The organism is Pedobacter sp. 01T416_2 (assembly GCF_056398925.1).
Genome location: NZ_JBFTQI010000822.1, coordinates 1 through 2,485 on the forward strand (window position 1 = coordinate 1; position 2,485 = coordinate 2,485).

At 40.1% G+C, this 2,485-nt stretch carries 2 protein-coding genes and 1 pseudogene; 2 read left to right on the forward strand and 1 reads right to left on the reverse strand.

Annotation, left to right across the window (positions count from 1 at the left end; genetic code table 11):
- Positions 1 to 713: pseudogene (locus AC1DPQ_RS24560) on the reverse strand (hypothetical protein); the annotation flags it as partial.
- Between the two features lie 173 nt (positions 714 to 886).
- On the opposite strand from AC1DPQ_RS24560, the gene AC1DPQ_RS24565 reads away from it, so the two are divergent.
- Both AC1DPQ_RS24565 and AC1DPQ_RS24570 read left to right on the forward strand, forming a co-directional pair.
- Positions 887 to 1,018, forward strand: a complete 132-nt coding sequence (locus tag AC1DPQ_RS24565; RefSeq protein ID WP_477584609.1) for a hypothetical protein — start codon at positions 887 to 889, stop codon at positions 1,016 to 1,018.
- A 155-nt stretch (positions 1,019 to 1,173) separates the two neighbouring features.
- Positions 1,174 to 2,485: ATP-dependent nuclease (locus AC1DPQ_RS24570; protein ID WP_477611166.1), on the forward strand; the 1,312-nt coding region annotated here is incomplete at its 3' end.

Sequence of the window (2,485 nt, forward strand, 5' to 3'; positions counted from 1 at the left end):
GGATCGAGCTCCGGGTTGAGGTAGTTGTTCAGTCCTTTGTTCCATTTTTTTGGATGGTTGATAAGTTGGTTTAGATCATCAAGATAAAAGCTGTTGAGGAAACTGGTGTCCGCATTTTTGATTTTTTTGGATATGATAATGCTCTGGCAATAAATGGTTGGTTCACATTCGAGGTCCTGGATGTTTAAACTTTTGAGTACGCTAATCTCTCTTTCCAACTCCTTCCAGCCGATAAAATGCTGTTGGACTGGCTCATCTGTTTCATCAGAAAGTGGCTTTATACTATGCCTCTCGGTAAAAGCTTCCTGTACTTTTTCCAGCTTTTCCACCACTTTTTCCATTTCTTCTTCATTCTGAAGGCATTTTAATCCATGCAGGTAAGAGGCCTGGAGGTAAGCGCCCTCGTCACTGATCTGCCCGTTTTCTTCTAGGATCAATACAGCCATACATGTATTGCCTGTCACTTTTTCCATCCAGTCCGGTTTTTCTTCTGCTTCACCAGTATGCTCTTCGATGATTTTGACAACGTCGATTTTAAGTTGCTTGCCGAAATATAAGATGTACCTGCGCTTTGCATCCTCTAGTGGTTGCTGGGGTAATGCCCATGGGAGTGGAGTATTTTTCTCAATTAGTTGGATACTGTTCGACAGGTCTGGTAAGTTAAATATTTCTACATCCCGCCAGAATTTGAGTATGTTTTGTTGTGGGTTCAAGAGCGTTTTTTTGAAGGTCAAATTAGTGTTTTTTTCGAAATTGCCTTCATAATATTTTCTTGCGTATTGCTTTTGTTATATTTTTTTCGGTTTTACGGGAAACCGTATCCAATTGCATTCAGGCCTGTTTAGCTTTACCGGATTATATATCTAAACTAAATTCACTAATTACTATGGAAGCAATCAAACCCGGGCCTAAGCCCAAAACAGATGATGGCAAGGATGATAAAAGAAGAAGGGTTCTGCCCGAAACAAAGCCCAAACATCCTGATTTAAAGCCGCACATTCATAAGCCGAAGGATTAAAAAGACCTGCATGGAACCCTTTGTGGTTTGTGCTTAATCAATCCCGAAATATAATCTAACGGTTATTCTTTGTGTTTTTTTATCCGTAATTTCAAAAAGTTATTACTTCAGAAAAAAATATCTAATTTGCTTCTTTCAACCTCTCCATATCAATTATGTATATATCATCAATCCATATCAATGGATTCAGAAATTTTGTATCTACCAATATAGATTTCAATGAAGGTGTCAACGTTCTCATCGGGCACAATAATGCCGGGAAAACCAATCTATTGAAATCTTTATCGCTGATCTTGGATCCCACTGTGTCCAGAAAACTTGAGGTTGATGACTTCAATAAAGAAGTGGACTTATCTGTGTTGAAAAGCCATCCGCCAAAGGTCCAGATAGCTTTGACTATCGATGAAAGCGTAGGGGAGGATCTTACARGGGATGATCTAGTAACTGTATCGGGCTGGCTGACTAAACTTGAGACGCCATACCGAGCTCAGCTAACCTATGAGTATTTTCTGCCTGCAGGTGAGCACGATGAGTACAGGGCGGCTCTCGCTACAGCCAAAGATTCGAAAGAGGCATGGAATATAATCAAACATGATTTTTTAAGAAAGTTTATCCATAAAACCTATGGTGGGGATCCCAACTTCAAGATTACTGCTGAAAGCGAATCGATCCATAAATTTGATTATCAGTTTTTGAATGCGATCAGGGATGTAGAGCGTGATATGTTTACCGGAAGAAATACGCTTCTCAGGGAGGTTGTAGATTTTTTTATTGATTTTGAGATCAAGAACAATGGTAAGACTTCAGCGGAAAAACTGGCAGAAATCAAAGTTCAGAAAGAAAAGTTTGCTGCAAATGCAAATGTACTTTTGGATCTTTTAAAGGAAAGGATGAAGGATGGAGAAGGTCAGATTCTAAAGTATGCCAATGATACCGGAGCCTCGCATAATGATGCTGAACCTGGGTTCGATGGCAGTATTTCGGAAGTGGAGCTTTATTCGACTCTGCGGCTGATTATCAAATACGGCACAGGTATGGAAATTCCTGCCACACACAATGGGCTGGGTTACAATAATTTAATATTTATGTCTCTTCTGCTTGCAAAGATGCAGATGGATACCAACGGGCAATATCTGGGCAGTAATGCCAAGGTTTTTCCTATACTCGTAATTGAGGAGCCTGAAGCGCATCTTCATCCTTCTATGCAGTATAAGTTTTTAAAGTTCTTAAAGGAAAATGTAAAGAATAAAGCCCGGCAGGTATTTATCACCAGTCATTCGACGCATATAACCTCGGCAGTATCGCTGGATGAGATCATCTGCCTGAGTGTTCTTGATGGGAGCTTAAGGGTTGGATATCCGGGTAAGGTTTTTGCTGCTGATTATGAGGGAAAGAAATCCAAGGCTTTTGTACAACGCTTCCTGGATGCTACAAGATCGGACATGCTATTTGCAAAAAACGTAATCC

Excerpts from the sequence above, each read along its gene's own strand:
- AC1DPQ_RS24565 (WP_477584609.1), top strand. The coding sequence starts at position 887 with ATGGAAGCAATCAAACCCGGGCCTAAGCCCAAAACAGATGATGGCAAG.